General features: G+C 71.7%; 20 protein-coding genes. 13 read left to right on the top strand and 7 right to left on the bottom strand.

Annotated features, from left to right (window positions below):
• The first annotated feature begins 331 nt into the window (after nt 1–331).
• The 3 genes from ACZ4IF_RS12945 (at nt 332) to ACZ4IF_RS12935 (ending at nt 3,843) form a co-directional block, all read left to right on the top strand.
• A complete protein-coding gene (locus ACZ4IF_RS12945) occupies nt 332–1,099 on the top strand; it encodes a DUF4142 domain-containing protein (protein ID WP_467562126.1) in 768 nt (255 codons plus the stop codon).
• Between the two features lie 97 nt (nt 1,100–1,196).
• Nucleotides 1,197–1,973 (top strand): TIGR04222 domain-containing membrane protein, encoded by a 777-nt coding sequence (locus tag ACZ4IF_RS12940; RefSeq protein WP_467562125.1) that lies wholly within the window; start codon nt 1,197–1,199, stop codon nt 1,971–1,973.
• 175 nt (nt 1,974–2,148) lie between these two features.
• Nucleotides 2,149–3,843 carry an alpha/beta hydrolase gene (locus ACZ4IF_RS12935; RefSeq protein ID WP_467562123.1) on the top strand — a complete coding sequence of 565 codons (1,695 nt, stop codon included), beginning with the start codon at nt 2,149–2,151 and terminating at the stop codon, nt 3,841–3,843.
• On the opposite strand, the gene hemQ is transcribed toward ACZ4IF_RS12935, so the two are convergent.
• Together hemQ and hemG are read right to left on the bottom strand one after the other, a co-directional pair.
• On the bottom strand, nt 3,844–4,575 hold the full coding sequence (gene hemQ, locus ACZ4IF_RS12930; RefSeq protein ID WP_359495854.1) for a hydrogen peroxide-dependent heme synthase: 732 nt from the start codon (nt 4,573–4,575) through the stop codon (nt 3,844–3,846).
• Nucleotides 4,576–4,579: 4 nt separating this feature from the next.
• Nucleotides 4,580–6,073 carry a protoporphyrinogen oxidase gene (hemG, locus tag ACZ4IF_RS12925; RefSeq protein ID WP_467562120.1) on the bottom strand — a complete coding sequence of 498 codons (1,494 nt, stop codon included), beginning with the start codon at nt 6,071–6,073 and terminating at the stop codon, nt 4,580–4,582.
• Nucleotides 6,074–6,238: 165 nt separating this feature from the next.
• Here hemG and ACZ4IF_RS12920 point away from each other — a divergent pair, with 165 nt between their 5' ends.
• The gene (locus ACZ4IF_RS12920; protein ID WP_467562118.1) at nt 6,239–7,234 is read left to right on the top strand and encodes a DUF4349 domain-containing protein; all 996 of its coding nucleotides are present in this window, start codon (nt 6,239–6,241) and stop codon (nt 7,232–7,234) included.
• 27 nt (nt 7,235–7,261) lie between these two features.
• On the top strand, nt 7,262–8,671 hold the full coding sequence (locus ACZ4IF_RS12915; RefSeq protein ID WP_467562116.1) for an FAD-dependent oxidoreductase: 1,410 nt from the start codon (nt 7,262–7,264) through the stop codon (nt 8,669–8,671).
• Between the two features lie 263 nt (nt 8,672–8,934).
• On the opposite strand, the gene ACZ4IF_RS12910 is transcribed toward ACZ4IF_RS12915, so the two are convergent.
• Nucleotides 8,935–9,297 carry a hypothetical protein gene (locus ACZ4IF_RS12910; protein ID WP_467562114.1) on the bottom strand — a complete coding sequence of 121 codons (363 nt, stop codon included), beginning with the start codon at nt 9,295–9,297 and terminating at the stop codon, nt 8,935–8,937.
• A gap of 146 nt (nt 9,298–9,443) precedes the next feature.
• Here ACZ4IF_RS12910 and ACZ4IF_RS12905 point away from each other — a divergent pair, with 146 nt between their 5' ends.
• A complete protein-coding gene (locus tag ACZ4IF_RS12905; protein WP_467562112.1) occupies nt 9,444–10,262 on the top strand; it encodes a rhomboid family intramembrane serine protease in 819 nt (272 codons plus the stop codon).
• A gap of 49 nt (nt 10,263–10,311) precedes the next feature.
• On the opposite strand, the gene hemE is transcribed toward ACZ4IF_RS12905, so the two are convergent.
• On the bottom strand, nt 10,312–11,379 hold the full coding sequence (gene hemE / locus ACZ4IF_RS12900; protein ID WP_359495840.1) for a uroporphyrinogen decarboxylase: 1,068 nt from the start codon (nt 11,377–11,379) through the stop codon (nt 10,312–10,314).
• 183 nt (nt 11,380–11,562) lie between these two features.
• Here hemE and ACZ4IF_RS12895 point away from each other — a divergent pair, with 183 nt between their 5' ends.
• From ACZ4IF_RS12895 to ACZ4IF_RS12885, 3 genes are all read left to right on the top strand, one after another.
• Nucleotides 11,563–12,231 carry a DUF3000 domain-containing protein gene (locus ACZ4IF_RS12895; protein WP_467562110.1) on the top strand — a complete coding sequence of 223 codons (669 nt, stop codon included), beginning with the start codon at nt 11,563–11,565 and terminating at the stop codon, nt 12,229–12,231.
• Between the two features lie 453 nt (nt 12,232–12,684).
• Nucleotides 12,685–13,347, top strand: a complete 663-nt coding sequence (locus ACZ4IF_RS12890; RefSeq protein WP_019073943.1) for a response regulator transcription factor — start codon at nt 12,685–12,687, stop codon at nt 13,345–13,347.
• A 136-nt stretch (nt 13,348–13,483) separates the two neighbouring features.
• Nucleotides 13,484–14,767, top strand: coding sequence for a ribonuclease D (locus ACZ4IF_RS12885; RefSeq protein ID WP_467562108.1), 1,284 nt, complete (start codon nt 13,484–13,486; stop codon nt 14,765–14,767).
• A gap of 85 nt (nt 14,768–14,852) precedes the next feature.
• Here ACZ4IF_RS12885 and ACZ4IF_RS12880 read toward each other — a convergent pair whose 3' ends face one another.
• From ACZ4IF_RS12880 to ACZ4IF_RS12870, 3 genes are read right to left on the bottom strand one after another with little or no spacing between them, the layout of a single operon-like run.
• Nucleotides 14,853–15,707: a carbohydrate ABC transporter permease gene (locus ACZ4IF_RS12880; protein WP_467562106.1), complete on the bottom strand. Its 855-nt coding sequence runs from the start codon at nt 15,705–15,707 to the stop codon at nt 14,853–14,855.
• Nucleotides 15,704–16,648, bottom strand: coding sequence for a carbohydrate ABC transporter permease (locus tag ACZ4IF_RS12875; RefSeq protein ID WP_467562342.1), 945 nt, complete (start codon nt 16,646–16,648; stop codon nt 15,704–15,706). The genes ACZ4IF_RS12880 and ACZ4IF_RS12875 overlap by 4 nt, the downstream gene beginning before the upstream one ends.
• A gap of 26 nt (nt 16,649–16,674) precedes the next feature.
• Nucleotides 16,675–17,997: an ABC transporter substrate-binding protein gene (locus tag ACZ4IF_RS12870; protein WP_467562104.1), complete on the bottom strand. Its 1,323-nt coding sequence runs from the start codon at nt 17,995–17,997 to the stop codon at nt 16,675–16,677.
• 144 nt (nt 17,998–18,141) lie between these two features.
• On the opposite strand from ACZ4IF_RS12870, the gene ACZ4IF_RS12865 reads away from it, so the two are divergent.
• From ACZ4IF_RS12865 to ACZ4IF_RS12850, 4 genes are all read left to right on the top strand, one after another.
• Nucleotides 18,142–20,520 carry a glycoside hydrolase family 2 protein gene (locus ACZ4IF_RS12865; RefSeq protein ID WP_467562102.1) on the top strand — a complete coding sequence of 793 codons (2,379 nt, stop codon included), beginning with the start codon at nt 18,142–18,144 and terminating at the stop codon, nt 20,518–20,520.
• Nucleotides 20,517–21,566 (top strand): LacI family DNA-binding transcriptional regulator, encoded by a 1,050-nt coding sequence (locus tag ACZ4IF_RS12860; RefSeq protein ID WP_467562100.1) that lies wholly within the window; start codon nt 20,517–20,519, stop codon nt 21,564–21,566. Before ACZ4IF_RS12865 ends, ACZ4IF_RS12860 begins: the two co-directional genes overlap by 4 nt.
• Before the next feature lie 125 nt (nt 21,567–21,691).
• A complete protein-coding gene (locus ACZ4IF_RS12855) occupies nt 21,692–22,918 on the top strand; it encodes a thiolase family protein (protein ID WP_095937222.1) in 1,227 nt (408 codons plus the stop codon).
• Nucleotides 22,915–25,041: a 3-hydroxyacyl-CoA dehydrogenase NAD-binding domain-containing protein gene (locus ACZ4IF_RS12850; RefSeq protein WP_467562097.1), complete on the top strand. Its 2,127-nt coding sequence runs from the start codon at nt 22,915–22,917 to the stop codon at nt 25,039–25,041. The genes ACZ4IF_RS12855 and ACZ4IF_RS12850 overlap by 4 nt, the downstream gene beginning before the upstream one ends.
• Nucleotides 25,042–25,102: the final 61 nt, after the last annotated feature.

The raw sequence follows: 25,102 nt of genomic DNA, 5'->3' as shown, positions 1-25,102 counted from the left end.
GCCGCGTCGCACGGCGGACGAGCGACGGAACCCGACCGGCCGCCGCCCCGAGCCGGGCGCGGGGCGCCGCCCTGCCGGTGGGCGGACGCGTGTCGGCAGGGCGTTGCCGCCGAGTGTGCCGGGATTAACACGCCCTCCAGCGAGCCCGCCGCGGACGTCCGGATTGCTCCGCTTCACAGGGGTATGGCGTATGCCCGAACCACCACATCCGTCGCCTTCCACCCGGCTCCCAACCCGAATCTCCCGTACGGCAGTTGGCGTACCGCCCGCAGTAACATGCCAACTCGCACCCGAAGCGCATTAGCGTGCGGTGCCGCAAGCAGGAGGCACCATGCGATCCATCAACCGCACCGGACTGATCAGTGGAACCGGGCTCGTCATAGCGGGGCTCACCGCGACGCTCGTCGCCCTGGTCTTTCCGATCTGGTCGTACGCGGACCGCTCCGGCACCGGCCTGGACACCCTGAACGCCCAGAGCGTGTCGACCCGCTTCGGGCCCTTGTCGGCGCTGGACCGGGAGTTCATCACCAAGGTGCGGCTGGCCGGACTGTGGGAGCTGCCCGCCGGTCAGCAGGCGCAGGAGCGCGGCACGACCCAGGCCGTACGGACGGCGGGCGAGCACCTCATCGAGGGCCACACCTTCCTGGACGCGCGGGTCCGCGACGTCGCGGCGCGGCTGAACCTGGAGCTGCCCAACCAGCCCAATCCGCAGCAACGTCAGTGGCTCGCCACGCTCGACGCTTCGCACGGCACGGAGTACGACCGGCAGTTCGCGAACATCCTGCGCAAGGCGCACGGCAAGGTCTTCTCCGTGGTCGCCCAGGTCCGCGCGAACACCCGCAACTCCTTGGTGCGCGACCTCGCCGACGACGCGAACACCACGGTGCTCGACCACATCAAGGTCCTGGAGGCCACCGGCTACGTCGACTTCGACGCCCTCGCCCAGGACGCGGCCACCGCGAGCCCGCCGCCGCTCACCAACTCCCCCGCCCCGCCCGGCCCGACGCAGTCCCCGGACTCACCGGCCCCGGTCACTCCGTCCGCGGATTATTCGCTGCCGCCCGCGGCCTCGCGCCCCGACCCCTCCGCCACCTCCTAGCAGAACCGGCGGAGCGGAACGTCACATACCCACAACACTCCGTCCACATAGTGAACAAACCATGGCGCCCACGCGGCCGTTCGCATAGAAAAACGCCATGTTCTGGGTCCTTCTCCTGCTCCTGGCCTGGGTCGCGGCCGGCACCTCGTGCACCCGGCTCTGTCTGGCCGCCGTCCGCGCGGCGGCGGCCGACGCGAACGCGGCACACGGTCACGACCTGACGCTCTACGAGGCCGCGTTCCTGTCGGGCGGCCCGGCCCGGGTCGCCGATCTGACGCTGGTGTCGATGGCCCGTCAGCGGCGCCTGCTGCTCGCGCACACCGGGTGGGCGACCGTCGTGGACCCGCGGGGACGCGACGAGATGGAGTGCTCCGTCATCGGAGCCATCGGCCCGGAGGGCCAGTCCCGGATAGCCCCGGTGCGCGCGACCGCCGCGGCCGCGGACTCGGTGCGCCGCCTCGCCGACCGTCTGGTCGCCGCGGGTCTCGCCGTGCCCGACGGTGCCCGCACCACCGTCGCCGGAGCCGTCCGCCAGGTCCAGGCCGCGCTGGTCGCCGTCCTGGCACTGGGGGCCGTGGCCCTGCTGCTGCCCGCCCAGAGCACCGGCAACGACGTACCGGTCGCCGTCTGGTTCGCGCTCCCGCTGATCCTCACACTGAGCTGCCTCGCCATAGCGAGGATCGAGGTGCACCCCTACACGCGCTGGGCCTCCCCCGCCGGACAGCGCCTGCTCGGCACCCTCGCCCGGCACACCGACGCCACCGGCGACGACCGTACGTACCTCACCTCCGTCGCCGTACGCGGCATCCGCGCGATCGGCGAGCCCGAACTGCGGGCCGCCCTCACGCACCGCGACCACGGCCCGAGCGTCTGACGCGTGGCCCACGGCCGTCCCCCCGGAGCCGACGAGGAGCTCGCGAACGGGCTGAGGGGCGCCCCCGGGGGCGCATCGGGGTCATTGGGGCCGACACAGGCGGCCGGTGCTTTACTTCCCCAACCCGCAAACGAAACATCCCCTCTGTCGCTGCCGCGCGCTGAAGGGATGCCCGATGAGAGCCGCCGTCCTCTACGGAGCCGCAGGGTCCGTACTCCTGACCGCCCTCGTCGGCGCCCCGGCAGCGGGGAGTGCGCCTGCCGGGCGGACCGCGGCCGGCTCCGCGGAGACGCGCGGCACCGCGGTCGCCGCCCAGCGTGCCGCCGCCGCGGGCATCCGCTTCGGCAAGTGCACCGAGGAACAGGGCCTGCCCGGCGGCGTCCGGTGCGGCACGGTCACCGTGCCCCTCGACTACGCCCACCCCGACGGCAAGAAGATCAAGCTGACCGTCAGCCGGGCCCGGGCCACCGGCAAGGACGCGAAGAACTCCAAGCGCAAGGTGCCTCGGCAGGGCGCCCTCGTCTACAACCCCGGCGGCCCCGGCGCGTCCAGCATGTACTTCCCGCTGATCGGCTCCCTGCCCGGCTGGCAGCGCGTCGCGGCGGCCTACGACCTGGTCGGCTACGCACCCCGCGGTGTCGAACGCTCCGCCCCGCTGTCCTGCGAGGACCCGAAGCAGTTCGTCAAGGCTCCCTCACTGGCGCCGACGTTCCCCTCGGAGTCGTACAAGAAGGAGCGCATCGCGGAGGCGAAGGCGTACGCACAGGGCTGTGCCCGGCGTTCGGGCAGTGGCCTGCGCCACTACACCTCGCTCAACAACGCCCGCGACCTGGACGTGCTGCGCGCCGCGCTCGGCGAGCCGAAGCTGACCTACATGGGGGCCTCGTACGGGACGTACTTCGGCGCCCTCTACGCGACGCTCTTCCCCTCGCACGTCCGCCGGATGGTCTTCGACTCGGTGGTGAACCCCGCCCCCGGCAAGATCTGGTACCGGAACAATCTCGACCAGTCGGCCGCGTTCGAGGCCCGCTGGACCGACTTCCGGACCTGGATCGCCAAGCACGACGACGTCTACGGGCTCGGCACCACGCCCGCGGAGGTGCTGAACAGCTACGAGAAGGCGCGCGCGCAGCTCGCCGCGCAGCCCGCGGGCGGCAAGGTGGGGCCGGCACAGCTGCAGGGCGCGTTCCTGGAGGCCGGGTACTTCGACGACTACTGGCCGCAGCGCGCCCTGGCCCTGTCCGCGTATCTGAAGGGCGACCCGAAGCCGCTGATCGAGGCGGCCGGCCCGCACCCGGATACGGCCGCCGAGCAGGAGAACGGCAACGCGGTCTACACGGCCGTCGAGTGCAACGACGCACCCTGGCCGACCGACTGGCGCACCTGGGACCGCGACAACACACGCCTCGCACGGGTGGCGCCGTTCGAGACCTGGGACAACGTGTGGATGAACCTGCCCTGCGCCTACTGGCCGGTGCCACGGCAGAAGCCGCTGGAGGTGCGGACGCTGCCCGGGAAGCTGCCGCCGACCCTGATCCTGGCCGCGGAACGGGACGCGGCGACGCCGTACGAGGGGGCGCTGGAGCTGTGGCGCCGACTGTCCGGCTCGGTGCTGGTGACGGAGCGGGACGCGGGGACGCACGGGGTCGCGGGCGGCTCCAACCAGTGCGTCAACGGTCACCTGGAGGCATATCTGCTGACGGGCCGGCTGCCGGAGCGGCACGCGGAGTGCGCGCCGCACGCGGAACCGAAGCCGTCGGAGCGGAAGTCCGCCGGGCAGGGCGGTCACGCGAAGGGCCCGCGGGACGCGCAGCACCCCGGCGGCCCCGCGCGCTCCGACGCGCAGGAGGCCGCCCGGCAGGCTCCCTGATCAGGCCAGACCCGCGACCAGCTCGGCGATGTCCTTGCGACGGCCGGTGTAGAACGGGATCTCCTCACGGACGTGCATCCGCGCCTCGGAGGCACGCAGGTGACGCATGAGGTCGACGATGCGGTGCAGTTCGTCGGCCTCGAAGGCGAGGATCCACTCGTAGTCGCCCAGCGAGAACGAGGCGACCGTGTTGGCCCGCACGTCCGGGTAGCCGCGGGCCATCTTGCCGTGGTCGGCGAGCATGCGGCGGCGGTCCTCGTCGGGCAGCAGGTACCAGTCGTAGGAGCGCACGAAGGGGTAGACGCTGACGTAGTTGCGCGGCGTCTCGTCGGCGAGGAACGCGGGGATGTGCGAGCGGTTGAACTCGGCGGGCCGGTGCAGCGCCATGTTCGACCAGACCGGCTCCAGCGCGCGTCCCAGCTTGGTGCGGCGGAAGAGGTTGAACGCCTCCTGCAGCTGGTCGGCGGTCTCCGCGTGCCACCAGATCATGAGGTCGGCGTCGGCGCGCAGGCCGGAGAGGTCGTACGTGCCGCGGATCGTCACGTCCTTGGCGGCGAGCTGGTCGAACAGCTCCTGGACCTCGTCGGCGTAGCCCGCGCGGTCCTCGGGCAGCACGTCCTTCAGCTTGAAGACGGACCACAGCGTGTAGCGGATGACCTCGTTGAGGTCCTTGGCCAGCTTGCCCTTGTTCGGGATCCTGCCGGGCTCGGTGGTGGGGGCGTCGTCACTCATGTGCCTATTCTCCCGCTCCGCCGTGCAGGCTCTGCACCGGGTTCGCCCTCAGCGCGTCCAGACCGGCGCGGTCGCCGCCGAGCTGGTCCACGGCCGCGTACGCGCTCGCGATGCAGGCCGGGATGCCGACACCGTCGTAGGCCGCGCCACACACCGCGAGGCCGGGGAGCTTGCCGATGTGCTCGCGGACGCGGGCCACGCGCGCGTGGTGCCCGACCGGGTACTGCGGCAGTCCGTCGTCCCATCGCGTCACCCGCGTCGCCACCGGCTGGGCGGCGAGGCCGATCGCCTCCCGCAGGTCATGCCGGGAGACCCGCACGAGGTCGGCGTCGTCCCGGCCGAGCACCTCCGTCTCGCCGTACCGCCCGACGGAGGTGCGCAGGACGAGCAGATCCGGGTCGTCCTCGCCGATCCAGCCCCACTTCTGGGACGCGAAGGTGGACGCCTTGATGGTGTGCCCGTCGACCGGCGGGACGAGGAAGCCGCTGCCCTCGGGAAGAGCTGCGTCCCGGCGGCGGTAGGCGAGGGTGACGAGCGCCATGGAGGCGTACTCCACGCCGGCGAGTTCGGACGCGGCGGCGGGTGCCTCGGCGCGCAGCAGGACGGCGGCGGGCGCGGCGGGCAGCGCGACCACGACGGCGTCGGCGTGCAGCACGCGGTCTCCGGCGACGACCCGCCAGCCGGCGTGCGGCCCGCCGGCGGTGGCCCCGTCCGCTGCGCCACCGGCCCGGCGCAGCTCCGACACGGCGGCCCGGGTGACGATCTCGCCACCGCGTGCGCGCACCGACTCGGCGACCGCCAGGGGCAGTTGTCCCACGCCGCCCTCGATGCCCATGAACACCGGTCCGGTCTGCTGCGCCGCGGCGGCCTTGGCCTGGATGTCGCGCACGGCTTCCGTGAGGGAGGTGTGGGTGCGGGCGGCGGCATAGAGCTGGGGCACGGCCAGGCGCATCGAGATGCGGTACGCGTCGCCCGCGTAGACCCCGCCGAGGAGGGGTTCGACCAGGCGATCGACGACCTCGCGGCCGAGGCGGGCCGCCACGTACTCACCCACCGCCACGTCGTCGCCGACCTCGGTGCGGGGCAGGTCGGCATCGCGTCCGATGCGGCGCAGGCCCTCCTCGGACAGGATGCCGGCGAGCGCGGACGCGGTGCCGGGGACGCCCATCACGTGTCCCTTGGGCATCGGGCGCAGGGTGCCGCGGTTCCACAGGGACGCCGTCGCGGTGGCGGGCGGCTGGAGGCGGTCGGCGAGGCCGGCCTCGCGGGCCAGTGACACGGCCTCGGGGCGGCGCGCGAGCATCGACTCGGCGCCCAGGTCCACCCGGACGCCCGCGATCTCGCCGGGCAGCAGCTTCCCGCCCACGCGGGCCGAGGCCTCCAGGACGGTGACCCGCGCGCCGCGGTCCAGCAGGCGGTGGGCTGCGGCCAGACCCGCGATCCCGCCGCCGACGACCACGACATGTCCCATACCCGTACGAGTGTCCTCTTCGCGCATGCCTCCACCCTCTCAGACCGCGCCGGCGCCGCCCGCCGCGCGTCCGGTGTCCGGCGCGAGTCCTGACCGTGACCGCATCGGGACCGGCCGGGACCAACGTCCCGGCCCGGTCGTGCGTCGAAGGAGCGTCAGTCGAGTCGACACGACCCTCGGGGGTAGGCCCACATGCGCATACGAAGCTCCGCACGTCCCGTCCAGGTCCTGGCCGGGGTGCTCCTCGCGTCCGCGCTCGCCCTCACGGGATGCAGCGGCGGCGACGACTCGGCGAGCCAGGCCGCCGGTGACGCCGCCGCCGCCGACAAGGCCGCCGCCCCGCAGGCGGGGCAGGAGGTCTCGGGCTCCACGGGCCGCGGCGGCTCGAACGGATCCAGGGCCACCGCGCCGCCCAAGGTGAGCGCGAGCCACATCATCCGCACCGCCTCCCTGACCGTGCAGGTCAAGGACGTGCCCAAGGCCCTCGACGACGCCCGTGCCACGGCGGAGGACGCGGGCGGATACGTCGGCAACGAGACCACGAACCGCGACGGCCGGGGCCACGAGCGCACGCGCGTCGTCCTGCGCGTGCCCACCGACCGGTACGAACAGGTGCTCGCCGACCTCGAGGGCACGGGCAAGGTCGTCGAGCGGACCGCCAAGGCGCAGGACGTCACCGACCAGGTCGTGGACGTGGAGAGCCGCATCGCGTCCCAGCGCGCCAGCGTGGCGCGGGTCCGGGAGCTGATGGACAAGGCGACCAAGCTCAGTGACGTGGTCACCCTGGAAGGGGAGTTGAGCAGCCGCGAGTCCGACCTGGAGGCGCTGCTCGCCCGGCAGGCGTCCTTGAAGGACCGCACCACTCTGGCCACGATCACGCTCTCGCTGTCCGAGACTCCGGTGAAGAAGGCCGAGAAGAAGGACGAGGACCCGGGCTTCGTGGACGCGCTCACCGGCGGCTGGCACGTGCTGGTCACGATGCTGCGCTGGATCACCCTCGCGTTCGGGGCGGTGCTGCCCTTCGCGGTGGGCCTGGCGCTGATCGTCCTGGTGTGGGTGCGCCTGGTGCGCCCTCGGCTGCCGCGGCGCACCGCCGCGCACCCGGCCCCGGCGGCGGGCGCCGGGTCCCTGCCCGCGGCCCGTCCGGTGCGTGCCGACGGCTCGGCGAAGGGTGGCGAGGAGGACTGAAATGCGCGGCCCCCGTAGCGTGTTCGCATGGACATGAGCCGTACGAGCAGCAATGGCGGGGCCCGGGAACGAATGGTCGTGATCGGCGGTGACGCGGCGGGCATGTCCGCCGCGTCGCAGGCACGCCGGCTACGGGGGCCCGACGAGTTGGAGATCGTGGCGTTCGAGCGCGGCCACTTCACCTCCTACTCGGCGTGCGGCATCCCGTACTGGGTGGGCGGCGACGTCCCCGAGCGGGACCAGCTGATCGCGCGGACGCCCGAGGAGCACCGGGAGCGCGCCATCGATCTGCGGATGCGCACGGAGGTCGTGGAGATCGACGTCGCGGGCGCCCGGGTGCTCTCCCGGGACCTCGACAGCGGGGCCGAGGAGTGGACGGCGTACGACAAGCTCGTGATCGCGACCGGCGCGCGTCCGGTCCGCCCCGACCTGCCGGGCATGGACGCCCCGGGCGTGCACGGGGTGCAGACGCTCGACGACGGCCAGGCACTGCTGGACACGCTGGCCGGCACGGAGGGCCGGCGGGCGGTGGTCGTCGGCGCGGGCTACATCGGCGTGGAGATGGCCGAGGCACTGATCAACCGCGGCTACGAGGTCACGGTCGTCAACCGCGGCAAGGAACCCATGTCCACGCTCGACCCCGACATGGGCCGCCTCGTGCACACGGCCATGGAGGGCATGGGCATCACCATGGTCGACGACGCCGAGGTCACCAAGGTGCTCACCGGTGACGACGGGCGGGTGCGCGCGGTCGCCACCGAGGACGCCGAGTACCCGGCGGACGTGGTCGTGCTGGGCATCGGCGTACGTCCCGAGACGACCCTGGCCGAGGCCGCCGGGCTGCCGCTCGGCGAGCACGGCGGGCTGCTCACGGACCTGGCGATGCGGGTGCGCGGGCACGCGGACATCTGGGCCGGCGGCGACTGCGTCGAGGTGCTCGACCTGGTCTCCGGACGCGAACGGCACATCGCGCTGGGCACGCACGCCAACAAGCACGGGCAGGTCATCGGCTCCAACGTGGGCGGCGGGTACGCCACTTTCCCGGGTGTCGTCGGCACGGCGGTGAGCAAGGTGTGCGATCTGGAGATCGCCCGCACCGGTCTGCGCGAGAAGGACGCCCTCCGGGCGGGCCTGCGGTTCGAGACCGTGACCATCGAGTCCACGAGCCGTGCGGGCTACTACCCGCGGGCCGCGCTCATGACCGTGAAGATGCTCGCCGAGCACCGCACCGGGCGCCTGCTGGGCGTGCAGATCGTCGGCCGTGAGGGTGCGGCGAAACGCGTCGACATCGCGGCGGTGGCGCTGACCGCGGGCATGACGGTGGAACAGATGACGGCCCTCGACCTCGGCTACGCACCGCCCTTCTCCCCTGTCTGGGACCCCATCCTGGTGGCAGCCCGCAAGGCAGTCACAGCCGTACGCGAGAACACCCGATAGTCCCGCGCCGACCAGCGAAGCGCCCGCCGGGGGCGCGAGGAACAGCGCGCCGAGCCGCAGACAACCCGCACCGCACAACACACGGCGCCCCGCCGGGGGCGCGAGGAACGGCGCGCCCGGCCACGAACCGACCCGCGGTCCACGACGGACCGCACCCCAGCGGCGCGGGGCCCGCAAGCCCGGCCGCCGACAACCCGCGGTCCCGTACGGACGCCGGACACCGCCCGCCGGCCCGCCCCACGACCCGACGCGCGGCGCCGCGCCTACGCGGACTCGTGCCCCGCGCTCCCGTTGATCCGGTCGATGGCCTGCCGAGCCTGCTCCGCGGGCGGCCGCGCAGGCAGCGACGAAATGGACGCGGACGGGACCGTGGACGACGAGACGGAGGCCGGCGCGCCGACCGCGGGCGGCGACTGCGCGGGCTTCGCGTGGGCAGCGGGCCTGCTGCTGCGCAACCGGTGGCTGACGGCCTCGTCGAGAGTCACCGGACGCTGCATCCGCGCCGCGAGCCGACCCGCCTCCTGGCCGAGTGCGGCGACGTCCTCCCAGGGCAGGTGCAGCACCAGGGCGATCTCCGCCTCGCCGTCGGGCAGGGCGTGCATCGCAGGAGTAACTCGGTCGTTCATCACCTGTGTCCTCACGTCTTCCGCGTGTCACGTCTGCACCGCGCCGCGGGCGGTTGAGGAGACATACGGACGAGAACACGGCGGCGTTCAGCCAGGACGCCCCGGCGACGCGCATTCGGCGTCGGCATCCAGGGCACTAGTTCCTTGTGGTCATCCCCGTCCATGACGTGAACCCGGTGCGCCGCACGCCGTATGTGACGTACGCGCTGATCGCCGCCAACGTCCTCGTGTTCCTCTACACTCCCGGCCTGGCCGGCTCGGCGGCGGGGGACAGCGGTCTGTCGCAGCTGTGCCATCTCCAGGCGTTCCTGGACCACCACGCCGCGGTGCCACAGGAGTTGATCCATCATCAGATGCCGCGGCTGGTGCCGACGGGGCAGACCGGTGCCGGGCCGCACGGCGTGGGCTGTGTGGTGGCTCCGCCGGACTACGACAAGTCGCCGCCGCTGTCGGTGTTCACGGCGATGTTCCTGCACGGAGGCTGGCTGCACCTGCTGGGCAACATGCTGTTCCTGCTGATCTTCGGCAACAACATCGAGGACCGCCTCGGCCATGTCCGCTTCACGCTGTTCTACGTGGCCTGCGGTTATGCGGCGGCCTACGGCTTCGCGCTGCTCAACGACGACTCGGGCGACCCGCTGATCGGCGCCTCGGGAGCGATCGCCGGGGTCCTCGGCGCCTATCTGGTGCTCTATCCGAGAGCCAGGGTCTGGGTCCTCGTCCCGTTCCTGGTCTTCCTGCCGCTGCGTCTGCCTGCCTGGCTCGTGCTGGGCTTCTGGTTCGTGCTCCAGGCGGTGTACTCGTCCGGGAGCGGCGTCTCGACAGCGGGAACGGTCGCGTACGCCGCCCACGTGGTCGGCTTCCTCGCCGGCATGCTGCTCGCCTGGCCGCTGCGTCCCGGCACACCGCCGCCGCCCGAACCGCGCCGCCTGCTGTGGGGCAGGCGGGCGCGGCACAGCTGGTGAGGCGGCGGGCCGTGAGCCCGGGCCGGTGAGCCTGAGGGAGTTGCCCCGGTCAGCGGGCGGTCTGGGTGTGCACGTACTCCACGAGGCGGGTCAGGGCGTCGGGGTTCATGCTCGGCAGAACGCCGTGGCCGAGGTTGAAGACATGGCCTTCGAGACCGGCGGCGGCGTCGAGGACCTCGCGGGTCTTGGTCTCCACGGCCTCGGTCGAGGAGAACAGCACCGCCGGGTCGAGGTTGCCCTGGAGGGCCTTGCCGGGGCCGACGCGGCGGGCGGCCTCGTCGAGCGGGACGCGCCAGTCGACACCGACCACGTCGGCGCCCGCCTCGCCCATGAGGCCGAGCAGCTCGCCGGTGCCGACGCCGAAGTGGATGCGCGGCACGCCGTACCCGGCGACGGCGTCGAAGACCTTCGTGGAAGCGGGCATGACGGAGCGGCGGTAGTCGGCGGGTGCCAGGGCGCCGACCCAGGAGTCGAAGAGCTGCACGGCGCTGGCGCCGGCCTCGATCTGCACCTTCAGGAAGGCGGAGGTGATCTCGGCGAGGCGGTCCAGGAGGTCGGCCCACAGCTGCGGGTCGCCGTACATGAGCGCCTTGGTGTGCTCGTGGTTCTTGGACGGACCGCCCTCGACGAGGTAGCTCGCGAGGGTGAAGGGCGCGCCCGCGAAACCGATGAGCGGGGTCGGGCCGAGCTCGGCCGTGAGCAGACCGATGGCCTCGGTGACGTAGTGGACGTCCTCGGGGGTCAGGTCGCGCAGCTGGGCGAGGTCGGCCCGGGTGCGGATCGGGTTCTGGACGACGGGGCCGACGCCCGGCTTGATGTCCAGGTCGACGCCGATGGCCTTCAGCGGGACGACGATGTCGCTGAAGTAGATCGCCGCGTCCACGTTGTGGCGGCGCACCGGCTGGAGCGTGATCTCGGCGACCAGCTCGGGCCGCATGCAGGACTCCAGCATGGGGATGCCCTCGCGCACCTTGAGGTACTCGGGCAGTGAGCGACCGGCCTGCCGCATGAACCACACCGGCGTGTGCGGCACGGGCTCGCGCCTGCACGCCTTGAGGAAGGCGGACTCGTACGTGGCTGTCGGCTGCTGCCCGGAGGGGCTGTGGTTGGCGCTCACGACGGAAAGTCTCGCACGGCGCACGGACGTCCAGGTCCCGGGCTCCGCCCTCCCCCGGCCGGTGCGGGGTCCCCGGCGCACGGCGCGCGGGCGGGCGCGTTCGCGCGGAACGATCCGGACAGTGGTCCCGCGCACGGGTGTCTCTCCCTGCGCGAAGGCTCCGTTCCCCTTAATCTTCCCCGCATGGCTGCGGCTCAGGGACGACTGTCGGACGGCGCTGGCGGAATGGACGACGCGAAGGAGGGGGACCGGAATGCGGTGGAGACGGCTCCCTTGCCCTTCCGGGCGGCCGTCGACGCGCTGAGGGGCGCGCGACTGCGGCCGGAGATCGAGATCGACCCGACGCGTCCCCCGCAGCGGCTGGCTCCGCACGCGTACGCGCTGGAGGCGGCGGTCGTCGCGGACGACGAGGACCTCGCCGACGGTCGGCTCGTCCTGCTCCACGACCCCGCCGGGCACGACGCCTGGCAGGGCTCCTTCCGTCTGGTGACCCTGATCCGCGCGGAGCTGGAGCCGGAGATGGCCGCCGATCCGCTGCTCCCCGACGTGTGCTGGTCGTGGCTGACCGGCGCGCTCCAGGCACGCGGCCTGTCGTACGGCGAACCGAGCGGCACGGTCACGCGTGCGAGCTCTCACTACTTCGGCGGCCTCGCCGAGCGCCCCGCCGCCTCGCAGATCGAGATCCGCGCCTCCTGGACGCCCCGCGAGGGGCGGGGCGGCGTCCCGGACACGGCGGCGCACCTCGCGGCGTGGTGCGACCTGCTGTCCCAGGTCGCCGGCCTCCCGCCGGCCGGGCCGGGCGACGGGTCGATCGTCACCCTTCCGCAGCGCCGGGGCCCGCAGTCCCGCTGAATGCTGTCTCCGTCCCGCCGTGAGCCGCCGCACCGCGGCCACGCGGGGCCGGCTCCGCACCCGTGCCACGCTTCGGGGCGGCTCCGCACCCGTGCCACGCTTCGGGACTGCTCCGCCACGCCTTCCCGCCGGCGCGGTCCGTACCGGTGCCGTCAGCGGTGACCCTGCCCGCCGGGCCTCGGCGCCGCACGCCGACGCGCCCGTCTCTCACCGCACGCTTACCGGTTCTTTGTCGATACGGCCACTTTCGGCCGTGATTTGACGCGGATCGACTCGGTTCGATCTTCGGATGATCGATCGCGTGTCCGAATTGCACGGATTGTTACTCACCAAATCGTGATCATTCTCTAAAGGACAAGGGGTTTGGTGCCGAAGACGTCTGTGACCTTGAAAGCACGGTTCGTCCCGGCTCCATCCCCAGAGCCGGTCCCGTCCCGCACCCCAGGAGGCCTGGTGTCCGTTCTCCTCGAGCAGCCCGCAAGCCTGGTCGCCTACCGCCCCAACAAGCCGACCGCCATGGTGGTCGTGGCCGACCCCCGGGTCCGCTCCACCGTCACCCGCCACCTGTGGGCGCTCGGAGTGCGCGACGTCATCGAGGCGTCGTCCGTCGCGGAGGCCCGTCCCCGAATCGGCAACCCGCGTGACATCTGCGTCGCCGACGTCCATCTGCCCGACGGCAGCGGGCTCACCCTGCTGTCCGAGACCCGAGCCGCGGGCTGGCCCAACGGCCTCGCCCTCTCCGCCGCCGACGACATCGGCGCCGTACGCAACGCCCTGGCGGGCGGCGTCAAGGGCTATGTCGTCACCGGCACCCGAACGAACGTCGGGCTCCCCACCCGGCCCGGCGCCGCACCGATCGGCTCGGCCGCCGCCCGTATGCACCGCCGCCCCCCGGGTGCCCCGAGCCACCCGGGCGGCTACCGCGAACTGTCCGGACGAGAGGTCGAGGTCCTTCGACTGGTCGCGGAGGGCCAGTCGAACAAGGCCATCGGCGTCTCCATGGGCCTGTCCGCACTGACCGTCAAGAGCCACCTCGCCCGCATCGCCCGCAAGCTCGGCACGGGCGACCGCGCCGGGATGGTGGCGGTGGCGCTGCGGACCGGCATCATCCACTGAACCCCGCCCCGCCCCCAGCCCGTCCCCGACCCGTGAACCGGATGTTTCACTGACCTGACTGGTTTACGACCCTCAGACGCCCGTCGACGGAACGTTCCGTCGACGGGCGTTGTCCATACACAGATACCCTTGACAGGTGACCGACGCCCAAGAGACCGCAGCAGACAGCTCACTGCGAACCACCGGAGGCGCCCCTCCGGACGACGTCGAATCGGCGCCGATCCCTTTGCTTGAGCCCCGAGACGGCATTCCGCCCGTGATCGCCGACGACGCCTCGCTCGCGCGGGTGATCGCCGCCTTCGCCGCCGGATCCGGCCCCGTCGCCGTCGACGCCGAACGCGCGTCCGGGTACCGATACGGCCAGCGCGCCTATCTGGTGCAGCTGCGCCGCGAGGGCGCCGGGACCGCGCTGATCGATCCCGTCGCGTGCCCCGATCTGTCCGGCCTCGGCGAGGCGATCTCCGGCGTGGAGTGGGTGCTGCACGCGGCCACCCAGGACCTGCCCTGTCTGCGCGAGATAGGCATGGTCCCCACCCGGATCTTCGACACCGAGCTGGCCGGCCGGCTCGCCGGGTTCCCCCGGGTGGGCCTCGGCGCCATGGTCGAGAGCGTGCTCGGTTTCGTCCTGGAGAAGGGACACTCCGCCGTCGACTGGTCGACCCGCCCGCTGCCCGAGCCCTGGCTGCGCTACGCCGCCCTCGACGTGGAGCTGCTCGTCGACCTGCGCGACGCCCTGGAGAAGGAGCTCGACCGGCAGGGCAAGCTGGAGTGGGCCCAGCAGGAGTTCGACGCCATCGCGCAGGCCGAGCCCGCCCCGCCGCGCAAGGACCCCTGGCGCCGCACGTCGGGCATGCACAAGGTGCGCCGCCGCCGGCAGATGGCGGTCGTACGGGAGCTCTGGGAGGCCCGGGACCGCGTCGCCCAGCGCCGGGACGTCTCGCCCGGCAAGGTCCTCGGGGACGCGGCGATCGTCGAGGCGGCGCTGGGCATGCCCGTCAATGTGCACGCCCTCGCCGGGCTCAACGGCTTCGGACACCGCATGGGGCGCCGCCAGCTGGAGCAGTGGCAGGCCGCGGTCGACCGCGCGAGGGCGCTGCCGGAGGCCGAGCTGCCGCAACCGGGCCAGCCGGTGACCGGCCCCCCGCCGCCGCGCGCCTGGGCCGACAAGGACCCCGCCGCCGCCGCGCGGCTGTCCGCGGCCCGCGCCGCGGTGTCCGCGCTGGCCGAGGAGCTCGGCATGCCGCAGGAGAACCTGATCACGCCGGACACGGTGCGCCGGGTGTGCTGGGAGCCGCCCGCGGCGCCGGACACGGCGTCGGTGGCCACCGCGCTGACCGGGTACGGGGCGCGGCCCTGGCAGGTCGAGCAGGTCGCCCCGGTGCTGGTGACGGCGCTTTCGGCGAAGGCCCCCAAGGGCTGACGACCGCCCGGGCCGAGGTGCCCCGGCCCCGGGGATGTCCGGGGCCCCGCGCGGGCCGGGCCGCGGACAGCGGCCCGGCCCGCGCTCATTTCGTCGCCCCCCGGGTGAAGCCGTTGTAGATGAACCGCTGGAGGAGCAGGAAGACGATCAAGGTCGGCAGGATGACGAGCACCGCGCCGGCCGAGATCGTCTCCCAGTGCGCCCCGAACGGCCCCTTGAACCGGAACAGCGACGTCGAGATCACGCCAAGATCCTCGGACGGCATGTAGAGGAAGGGGAGGTAGAAGTCGTTGTAGACGGTGATCCCCTTCACGATCACGACCGTGGCGACGGCGGGCCTGAGCAGCGGCAGGATGATCTTCCAGTAGATCGTGAAGGCGTTGGCGCCGTCGAGGCGCGCGGCCTCGTCCAGGGACACGGGGATGGACCGGACGAACTGCAGGAAGATGTAGATCGACACGATGTCCGTGCCCATGTAGAGCACGATCGGCGCCCAGCGGGTGTCGAACAGGCCGAAGCCGTCGACGATCTGGAAGGTCGCGACCTGTGTCGTGACGCCGGGTACGAGCGTGGCGATCAGGAAGAGCGCGACCACCAGCTTCTTGAAGCGGAACGTGAACCGGTCGATCGCGTACGCCGCCATCGAGCCGATGATCACCGTGCCGGTGACGGAGAAGAGCAGGATGAAGGCCGTGTTGCCGAAGGCCGCCGGCATCCCGCCGTCACGGAACGCCGTCACGTAGTTGTGGAAGTTCAGGAAGTCGTCGGGCAGCGCGAGCGCGCCGCTGCCGTCCGCCATCTCCTTCGAGGACTTGAGGGAGGTGAGCAGGACGACGGCGAGCGGGAGCAGCACGACGGCGGAGGCGACGGCGAGCGACAGGTAGGTGAGGGTGCGGGCGGCCCGGCGACGTCCCGCGGGCGTGGTTCCCGGCAGTGTCATACGAGATCCACCCTGTCGTCCGGGACCAGGCGCCGCTGCACCCACGTCACCGCCAGGATGATGAGCAGCAGCACGACCGCGGCCGCCGAGGCGAGGCCCGTCTTGTTGAACTGGAAGGCCAGCTTCACGGTCTGGATCACGAAGGTCTCCGTTCCGGTCGCGCCGCCGGTCATGATGAACGGCACGTCGAACGCGGACAGCGAGCCGGAGACGGAGAGGATCACCGAGAGGCTGAGGACGGGCTTGATGCCGGGCAGGACGATGTACCGGAACTGGTGCCATCGATGGGCACCGTCCAGCTCGGACGCCTCGTACAGCTCACCCGGGATCGACTGGATCGCGCCGAGGAACAGCACGAAGTTCAGGCCGGTGTAGCGCCAGACGGAGACCCCGGCCAGGGAGGTGTTGGCGGACACCGAGGTGCCGAGCCAGGCCCGGTCGGAGTGGTGTCCGAACAGGCCGAGGACGGAGTCGAGGGTGCCGCCGTCCTGGAAGAAGTAGAGGAAGACGAAGCCGATCGCGACGCCGTTGACGAGGTAGGGGAAGAAGAGCACGCCCTTGAAGAAGTTCCGGAAGCGGACGTCGAAGCTGAGGATCGTCGCGAAGTAGAGGGCGACGGCGATCTGTACGACCGAGGCGGCCAGGTAGTAGCCGCTGACGAAGAACACCTGGAACAGCTCGGGCCGGGTGAAGAGTTCGACGTAGTTCTCGGCGCCCGTGTAGTGCAGGTCGGGGCTCACGCCGTCCCAGTCGGTGAAGCTGTACGCGATCATGTTGGCGACGGGCGCGTACGTGAAGGTGATCAGCAGGGCGAGCGGGGCGGCGAGGAAGAGCCAGGGGGTCAGGCCGCGCCACACGCGTACGCCGCGTGGGGCGCGCCCCCGGGCGGCGGGCGGCGGGGCCGTCGCGGGCCCCGCCGCCGTGCCGGGGGCGTCCGTCATCACGGTCCCGGTGTCGTCGCCCTTCATCAGGACCCGGACCCGACGGTCTCGGCCGCCTCGGTCCAGCGCCTGCCGAGGTCTTTGAAGAAGTCGTCGAGGCTGCCCTTCCTGGCGCCGCGGGCGAGGTCGACGAGGTTCTGGCGGTAGTCGGGGGCGTAGATGCCGACCTCGGACTGGTTGTCGATGGCCTTGACGGTGGCTCCGTCGGTGTCGTCGAGTTCCATGAACTTCACGCCCGCGTCCTGGTACGGCTTCAGCACGTCCGGCAGCGGCGCTCCCTTGACCGGGGAGAGGGTCAGGTTGTCGTCCGCGTAGCCCGACCGGTCGGTGAACCAGTCGATCCAGGCGCGGGCGGCCTCCTTGTGGACGGAGTGGACGTTGACGGCCTGGTTGTAGTCGGGCGCCACCACGGCGCAGAACCGTCCGCCGACCTGGACGGGGAACGGCATGAAGCCGATGTCGTCGGGGTCGGTGCCGGCCTGCTCGGCGGCGGCCCGGAACTGCGTGATCGCCCAGGAGCCGAGCCACATGGTGGCGATGTCACCCTTCGCCAGCCGGGGTTTGGAGCCTTCCCAGTTGGTGGTCGTCGGGTCCTTCTCGGCGAGCCCGTCGTGGACGACGTCGTAGAGCAGGGTGTCGGCGACGCGCAGATCCGCGCCCTCGGCCCAGGGGTCGCCGTCGGCGAGGGCGGTGGTCGCCCCGGTGTCGCAGCTCGCGGACCCGTTGGCGGAGGTCCAGGACGTGAGCGGCCACTTGTCCTTGAAGTTCGTGTAGTACGGGACGGCCTTCGTCCTGGCCTTGATCGCCCGCAGGTCGTCGACGAAGGCGGCCGGGGTGGTGGGCCAGTCGGTGATCCCCGCGTCCTTCCACACCCGTTTGTTGTAGACGAACCCCGGGGTCACGCCGATCGGGCTCTGTCCGTAGACCTTGCCGTCGACCGCGGTGAAGTCCGTGAAGCGGTACTTCCTGGAGCGTTCGGCGGACGTGCCGAGCGAGGCGAAGAACTTGGGGTAGTCGCCCTTCTTGATCACGGCCGGGATCATGAGGACGTCGCCGTAGTTCTCCGTGTTCATGCGGATCTTGACCTCACCCTCGTAGTCGGTGATGGCCTCGAACTCGACCTCGACCTTCGGGTAGGTCCTGTTGAACTCGGCTGCGTACTTCTTCATCGTGCCGTCCTGCACGAGATCGGTCCGCTGGGTGAGGACCTTGATGGTCCCGGACACCTTGGCGGGGTCGTCGGGGGCCTTGGCGTCCGCGCCCTTCGACGCGCCTCCGCTCCCCGTGCAGCCCGCGGCCAGCAGTGCGGCGGCGAGCAGTGTTCCGGCGAATGACGTGCGGCGGTTCATCTGCACCAGCTCCGTTCACCTCGGTTGGCTGGTTCGGCACTCTGACAGCCGCCGCTAAACCGGTAAAGTCACTATTCCGCCAACGATTCCGAAATCTTTCGCAGCCACTGGTGTCTACTGCCTCAACCGGTTTAGGGAGTACGCATGCTGGACGTCACACCGCTCACCGAGGGATGGACCCTGCGGCACGAGGGAGCCGTACTTCCGGCCGCGGTCCCGGGCTGTGTGCACACCGATCTGCTGGCGGCGGGCGCCATCGCGGACCCGTTCCTCGGCCGGAACGAGACCGATGTGGCGTGGGTGGGCCGACGGGACTGGACGTACGACGTCACCCTGCCCGCCACATCCGGCCACGAGCAGACCGACCTCGTCTTCGACGGCCTGGACACCGCCGCACAGATCCGGCTGGACGGACGGCTCCTCGGCTCGGTACGGAACATGCACCGCTCCTACCGCTTCGACGTCACCGGGCTCAGCGGCCCGCTCTCGGTGCACTTCACCTCGGCGTACGGCGCGGCCGAGGCGGTGCGGGACCGGCTCGGCGAGCGGCCGAACGCCTATCCCGAACCCTTCCAGTACCTGCGGAAGATGGCCTGCTCCTTCGGCTGGGACTGGGGGCCGACGCTCGTGACCGCCGGGATCTGGCGGCCGGTGCGGCTGGAGCACTGGTCGACCGCGCGGATCACCCGGGTACGGCCGCTGGTGTCCGTCGAACGGGGCGTCGGACGCGTCGAGCTGGCCGTGGACGTCGAGCGGACCCGGGTCGAGGCCGGCCTCACCGTGGAGGCCCGGGCCGGCGGCGTGCGGGCCGGCGGGACGATCGACGGCACGTCCGGGACGGTCCTGCTGGAGATCCCGGACCCCGAGCTGTGGTGGCCCCACGGCTACGGTGAACAGCGTTTGTACGACGTCGAGTTGACGTTGAGCGACGCGCACGGCCCGCTCGACGCGTGGCGCCGCCGCATCGGCTTCCGCACGCTGGAACTGGACCGCCGCGCCGACGCCCACGGCAGCGGTTTCACCTTCGTCGTCAACGGCGTCCGGCTCTTCGCGCGGGGGGTCAACTGGATCCCGGACGACGCCCTCCCGTCCCGGATCACCCGTGAGCGCTACCGGCACAGGCTCCGCCAGGCCGCCGCCGCGGGCGTCGACCTCGTGCGCGTGTGGGGCGGCGGCATCTACGAGAGCGAGGACTTCTACGACGCCTGCGACGAGCTGGGGCTGATGGTCTGGCAGGACTTCCCCTTCGCCTGCGCGGCGTATCCCGAGGAGCAGCCGCTGCGCGGCGAGGTGGAGGCCGAGGCCCGGGAGAACGTCGTACGGCTGATGCCGCACCCCTCGCTCGTTCTGTGGAACGGCAACAACGAGAACCTGTGGGGCTTCAGGGACTGGGACTGGGAACGGCGACTGGCCGGGGACTCGTGGGGCGAGGGGTACTACCTCGGGCTGCTGCCGCGGGTGGTGGCCGAGCTGGACCCGACGCGGCCGTACGCGGCGGGCAGCCCGTGGTCCGGCTCCTGGGACCACCACCCCAACGACCCGGCGCACGGCACCCACCACTCGTGGGAGGTGTGGAACAGGACGGACTACGCCGACTACCGCCTCCATGTCCCGCGCTTCGTCGCCGAGTTCGGCTGGCAGGCACCACCCGCGTACGCGACGCTGCGTCGCGCGCTCCCCGGCGAGACGCTCGCCCCCGACTCCCCCGGCGTGCTGCACCACCAGAAGGCCGACGACGGGAACGGCAAGCTGGAGCGCGGACTCGCCCGCCATTTCCCGCCGCCCGAGGGCGACTTCGACCGCTGGCACTACCTCAATCAGGTCAACCAGGCCCGTGCGGTGGCCGCCGGGATCGAGCACTGGCGCGCGCACTGGCCGGTGTGCGCCGGCACGGTCCTGTGGCAGCTCAACGACTGCTGGCCGGTGACCTCGTGGGCCGCGATCGACGGCGACGGACGCGCCAAGCCGCTCTACCACGAGCTGCGGCGGCTCTACGCGGACCGGCTCCTGACACTGCTGCCCCGGACGGGCGGGCTGGTGCTCGCCGCGGTCAACCAGTCCGCCCAGCCCTGGCGGGGCACGCTCAGGCTGCGGCGGATGTCCGTCGAGGGCGTGACGACGGGCGAGACGACGCTCGGCCTCTCCGCCGCCGCGCGCGCGGTCGGCGAGGTTCCCGTACCGCCCGAGTTGCAGCCGGCCGGTCCGAAGGAGTTCCTGGTGGCCGACGCGGACGGGCTGCGGGCCCTGCACTTTCCCGTGCCCGACCGTGAAGTCCCCTACCCGAGGCCCCGGTTCGACGTCACGGTCGCGCCGGGCGCGGTGACCGTGACGGCGCACACCCTCGTAAGGGACCTGCTGCTCCAGGCGGACCGCCTCGACCCGGCCGCCGAGGCCGACACCGGCCTGGTCACGCTGCTTCCCGGCGAACGGGTCACGATCGGCGTACGCGGCTGGGAGACTCTGGACGAGCGGGCCGAGACGACCGCCCGATCCGCCCTGTACTGCGTGGAGCCGACCCGATGACCACAGTGCCGACCCCTCGCGTCACCATCAAGGACGTCGCGGCGCGCGCCGGCGTCTCGAAGGGTGCGGTGTCCCTCGCCTTCAACCGCAAGCCCGGCCTGTCGGACGCCACCCGCGACCGGATCTTCGACGCGGCCCGGGAGCTGGGCTGGGCGCCGAACCTCACCGCCCGGTCGCTGTCCAGCCAGCGGGTGGACGTGGTCGGCCTCGCGATCTGCCGGCCGGCCAAGCAACTCGGACTCGAACCCTTCTACATGGAGTTCATCTCCGGGGTGGAGGGCGTGCTGACCGAGCGTTCGTGCTCGCTGCTGCTGCGTCTCGTGCGGAACCTGGAGGAGGAGGTCGGGCTCCAGGATGCCTGGTGGAAGGGGAAGCAGATCAGCGGGTCGATCCTGGTCGACTTCCGGGCCGACGACCCGAGGGTCGCCGCGGTGGAGCGGCTCGGCATGCCGGCCGTCGCCGTCGGCCACCCGTCGCTGACGGGCTCCCTCACGTCCGTGTGGACCGACGACGCCACCGCCGTCACCGAGGCCGTGCGCTATCTCGCGGCGCTCGGACACCGGCGGATCGCCCGGGTCGGCGGCGCGGCACCCCTCGGGCACACGACCATCCGCACGGCGGCCTTCGACGAGGCGGCCCGGACGCTGGACCTCGCCGGGTCCTGGCAGGTGGCGACCGACTTCTCGGGCGACGCCGGGGCGCGGGCCACGCGCTCGCTGCTGTCGGCCGCGCCGCCGGACCGGCCCACCGCGATCGTGTACGACAACGACATCATGGCGGTGGCCGGGCTCTCCGTCGCCTCCGAGATGGGGCTGAACGTGCCGGGCGACGTCTCCCTGCTCGCCTGGGACGACTCCCAGCTGTGCCGGCTCACCCATCCGACGCTCTCCGCCATGAGCCATGACGTGCACGGCTTCGGCGCGGACGTGGCGCGCACGCTGTTCGATGTGATCACCGGTGAGGAGCCCGCGTCGCACCCGGTGCCCACCCCGGTGCTGACGCCGCGGGGGTCGACGGCACCGCCCGGGGGCGGCTCGCGGATGTGACCTTCGCCGCTCCCGCCTCCGGGGCTGGGCAGCATGGTTACCCGCAAGTAGCATGAGGGGGTGAGCGCGCGCTCAGTCGCGTGCGACGCGCAGCAGTGCCATCCCGCATCTGGAGGAGAGCCATCGTGCCTCGTACCGTCAGGGACGTCGTCTTCGTCGACGGCGTCCGCACCCCGTTCGGCAAGGCGGGCCCGAAGGGCATCTACCACGAGACCCGCGCCGACGACCTCGTCGTGAAGGCCATCCGGGAGCTGCTGCGCCGCAACCCCGGCCTGGACCCCAAGAAGATCGACGAGGTCGCCATCGCCGCGACCACGCAGATCGGTGACCAGGGTCTGACGCTGGGCCGCACCGCCGGGATCCTGGCCGGTCTCCCCCAGTCGGTGCCCGGCTACTCCATCGACCGCATGTGCGCGGGTGCGCTGACCGCCGTCACCACCACCGCGGGCTCCATCGCCTTCGGCGCCTACGACGCCGTCATCGCCGGCGGTGTCGAGCACATGGGCCGCCACCCGATGGGCGAGGGCGTCGACCCGAACCCGCGGTTCGTCAGCGAGAAGCTGGTCGACGAGTCCGCCCTGTTCATGGGCATGACCGCCGAGAACCTGCACGACCGCTACCCCACGATCACCAAGCAGCGCGCCGACGAGTACGCCGTGCGCTCGCAGGAGAAGGCCGCCAAGGCGTACGCCAACGGCAAGATCCAGCAGGACCTGGTGCCGATCTCGGTGCGCAACACCAACGCGGAGGTCGGTGAGACCGGCTGGGGCCTGGTGACCGCCGACGAGCCGATGCGTCCGGGCACCACGCTGGAGAACCTGTCCGGTCTGAAGACCCCGTTCCGCGTCCACGGCCGGGTCACGGCCGGCAACGCGGCCGGTCTGAACGACGGTGCGACCGCCTCGATCATCGCGTCCGAGGACTTCGCCCGCGAGCACAACCTGCCGGTCAAGATGCGCCTCGTCTCGTACGCCTTCGCGGGCGTCGAGCCGGAGGTCATGGGCTACGGCCCGATCCCGGCCACCGAGAAGGCCCTCGCCCAGGGCGGCCTGACGATCGACGACATCGGCCTCTTCGAGGTCAACGAGGCCTTCGCCGTCCAGGTGCTCGCCTTCCTGGAGCACTACGGCATCGCCGACGACGACGCGCGCGTCAACCAGTACGGCGGCGCCATCGCGTTCGGTCACCCACTGGCCTCCTCCGGCGTGCGTCTGATGACGCAGCTGGCCCGCCAGTTCGAGGAGCAGCCGGAGGTCCGTTACGGCCTCACCACCATGTGCGTCGGCTTCGGCATGGGCGCCACGGTGATCTGGGAGAACCCGCACCACAAGGACGCCGGAGGCGAGAAGTGAGCACCGCTGAACTCCTGAAGGGCGCAGCCGAGCTGTTCCCCGACGAGGTCGTGACGTCCGCGAACGTACGCCACCTCGACCTGCCCTTCGGCGCCGGGCGCTACGCGCTCATCACGCTGGACAACGGCTTCGACCACACCAAGCCGACCACCTTCGGCCCGGCCTCGCTCGCGAACCTGAACACCGCGATCGACCAGGTCGAGGCGGAGGCCGCGGCCGGCGACATCGTCGGCGTCGGCATCACCGGCAAGCCGTTCATCTTCGCGGTCGGCGCCGACCTCAAGGGCGTCGAGCTGCTGAAGAAGCACGAGGACGCGCTCGCCATCGGCAAGGGCGGCCACGAGGTCTTCAAGCGCCTGTCGGCGCTGGCCGTCCCGACTTTCGCGTACTACAACGGCGCGGCGATGGGCGGCGGCGTCGAGGTCGGTCTGCACTGCACCTACCGCACGGTGTCGAAGGCCCTGCCGGCCTTCTCCCTGCCCGAGGTCTTCCTGGGCCTGGTCCCGGGCTGGGGCGGCTGCACGATCCTGCCGAACCTGATCGGTGCGGACAAGGCCGTCTCGGTGATCATCGAGAACTCGCTCAACCAGAACAAGCAGCTCAAGGGCAAGCAGGTCTTCGAACTGGGCATCGCCGACGCCCTCTTCGAAGGCGCGGACTTCCTGGAGCAGTCGCTGCTGTGGACGGCCTCCGTCCTCAAGGGCGACATCACCGTCGAGCGTCCCGAGATCGACCGCGGCGAGGCCTGGGACCAGGCCGTCGCCAAGGGCCGCTTCATCGCCGACGGCAAGGTCCACGGTGCCGCCCCGGCCGCGTACCGCGCGCTGGACATCATCGCCGCGGCCAAGGACGGCGACCTGCAGAAGGGCTACGACGCCGAGGACGTGGCGCTCGCCGACCTGATCATGGGTGGCGAACTCCGCTCCGGCATCTACGCCTTCAACCTGGTCCAGAAGCGCGGCAAGCGCCCGGCCGGCGCGCCGGACAAGAACCTCGCGCGCCCGGTCACCAAGGTCGGAGTCGTGGGCGCGGGCCTGATGGCCTCGCAGCTCGCCCTGCTCTTCCTGCGCCGCCTGGAGGTGCCCGTCGTCCTGACGGACATCGACCAGGAGCGCGTCGACAAGGGCGTGGGCTACGTGCACGCCGAGATCGACAAGCTGCTCGGCAAGGGCCGCATCAACCAGGACAAGGCCAACCGCCTCAAGGCGCTGGTCAGCGGTGTGCTGGACAAGGCCGAGGGCTTCTCCGACGCCGACTTCGTCATCGAGGCCGTCTTCGAGGAGATCGGCGTCAAGCAGCAGGTGTTCGCGGAGGTCGAGGCGGTCGCCCCGGCGCACGCGATCCTCGCCACCAACACCTCCTCGCTGTCGGTCACGGAGATGGCCTCGAAGCTGAAGAACCCCGAGCGGGTCGTCGGCTTCCACTTCTTCAACCCGGTCGCGATCCTCCCCCTGCTGGAGATCGTCCGCGGTGAGCAGACGGACGACGCCTCGCTGGCCACCGCCTTCGCCGTCGCCAAGAAGCTGAAGAAGACCGCGGTCCTGACCAAGGACGCCCCGGCGTTCGTGGTGAACCGCATCCTCACCCGCTTCATGGGCGAGATCCAGAACGTCATCGACGAGGGCACCCCGGTCGAGATCGCCGAGAAGGCCATCGAGCCCCTGGGCCTGCCGATGTCCCCGCTGGTGCTCCTGGAGCTGGTCGGCCCCGCGATCGGTCTGCACGTCTCCGAGACCCTCAACCGGGCCTTCCCGGACCGCTTCACGGTCTCCGAGAACCTCGCGGCCGTCGTCAAGGCGGGCAAGCGCGGCTTCTACGTCTACGACTCCGGCAAGCCGGAGCTCGACCCCGAGGTCGCCGCGCTCCTCAAGCAGGGCGATGTCGTCCTCACCGAGGAGCAGGTCCGCGCCCGTGTCCTCGACGCCGTCGCCCAGGAGATCGGGCTCATGCTCGACGAGGGTGTCGTCGCCGAGGCCCAGGACATCGACCTGTGCCTGATCACCGGTGCCGGCTGGCCCTTCCACCTGGGCGGCATCACGCCGTACCTGGACCGTGAGGGTGTCTCCGAGCGGGTGAACGGCAAGCGGTTCCTGGAGCCGGGAGTCGCCAGCGTTCCCGCGTAGCGCTCTGCCTCGCGCCGGTGCCCCGCACGCCTGTCGGTGTGCGGGGCACCGGCCGTTCCTG

Source organism: Streptomyces sp. NPDC025784 (assembly GCF_055558435.1).
The sequence above is the reverse complement of the archived record's forward strand: the minus strand, read 5'-3'. Positions and strand labels throughout refer to the sequence as shown.

What these genes read in the sequence shown, in the direction of transcription:
- ACZ4IF_RS12945 (WP_467562126.1), top strand. Translation starts at nt 332, where the DNA reads ATGCGATCCATCAACCGCACCGGACTGATCAGTGGAACCGGGCTCGTC.
- ACZ4IF_RS12940 (WP_467562125.1), top strand. Translation starts at nt 1,197, where the DNA reads ATGTTCTGGGTCCTTCTCCTGCTCCTGGCCTGGGTCGCGGCCGGCACC.
- ACZ4IF_RS12935 (WP_467562123.1), top strand. Translation starts at nt 2,149, where the DNA reads ATGAGAGCCGCCGTCCTCTACGGAGCCGCAGGGTCCGTACTCCTGACC.
- hemQ (WP_359495854.1), bottom strand. Translation starts at nt 4,575, where the DNA reads ATGAGTGACGACGCCCCCACCACCGAGCCCGGCAGGATCCCGAACAAG.
- hemG (WP_467562120.1), bottom strand. Translation starts at nt 6,073, where the DNA reads ATGCGCGAAGAGGACACTCGTACGGGTATGGGACATGTCGTGGTCGTC.
- ACZ4IF_RS12920 (WP_467562118.1), top strand. Translation starts at nt 6,239, where the DNA reads ATGCGCATACGAAGCTCCGCACGTCCCGTCCAGGTCCTGGCCGGGGTG.
- ACZ4IF_RS12915 (WP_467562116.1), top strand. Translation starts at nt 7,262, where the DNA reads ATGGACATGAGCCGTACGAGCAGCAATGGCGGGGCCCGGGAACGAATG.
- ACZ4IF_RS12910 (WP_467562114.1), bottom strand. Translation starts at nt 9,297, where the DNA reads ATGAACGACCGAGTTACTCCTGCGATGCACGCCCTGCCCGACGGCGAG.
- ACZ4IF_RS12895 (WP_467562110.1), top strand. Translation starts at nt 11,563, where the DNA reads ATGGCTGCGGCTCAGGGACGACTGTCGGACGGCGCTGGCGGAATGGAC.
- ACZ4IF_RS12880 (WP_467562106.1), bottom strand. Translation starts at nt 15,707, where the DNA reads ATGACACTGCCGGGAACCACGCCCGCGGGACGTCGCCGGGCCGCCCGC.
- ACZ4IF_RS12875 (WP_467562342.1), bottom strand. Translation starts at nt 16,648, where the DNA reads ATGACGGACGCCCCCGGCACGGCGGCGGGGCCCGCGACGGCCCCGCCG.
- ACZ4IF_RS12870 (WP_467562104.1), bottom strand. Translation starts at nt 17,997, where the DNA reads ATGAACCGCCGCACGTCATTCGCCGGAACACTGCTCGCCGCCGCACTG.
- ACZ4IF_RS12865 (WP_467562102.1), top strand. Translation starts at nt 18,142, where the DNA reads ATGCTGGACGTCACACCGCTCACCGAGGGATGGACCCTGCGGCACGAG.
- ACZ4IF_RS12860 (WP_467562100.1), top strand. Translation starts at nt 20,517, where the DNA reads ATGACCACAGTGCCGACCCCTCGCGTCACCATCAAGGACGTCGCGGCG.